We start from the raw sequence: 214 nt of genomic DNA, 5'->3' as shown, positions 1-214 counted from the left end.
GAACAGCAACTACCCGCGATGTTTGCAGAAGGTCAATTATCCAAAGAAGAATATAACCGGTGGTTTTCATCACATGCAGAGCGTACGCGTATTGCGACGCTTGCAACAGGTATGAAAGTTGATTCGCATCTGGGTAACCTGTATACACAAGGACGGTCCTATTCGGTAAAAAAATTATCCCCTGGGTATCATGAGTTTGAGTCAGCAGATTTTC

Annotated in this window: 1 protein-coding gene; it reads left to right on the top strand. The window is 43.9% G+C overall.

Annotated features, from left to right (window positions below; genetic code table 11):
* Nucleotides 1-214 (top strand): hypothetical protein (locus JDS99_RS31655; protein WP_199696558.1); only part of this gene is annotated, 214 nt, incomplete at both ends.

Origin of the sequence: Bacillus cereus group sp. N6, assembly GCF_016483705.1 — a bacterium.
GTDB lineage: Bacteria > Bacillota > Bacilli > Bacillales > Bacillaceae_G > Bacillus_A > Bacillus_A wiedmannii.
Note: the sequence above shows the minus strand (reverse complement) of the source record. Positions and strands in the feature narration are given on the sequence as shown.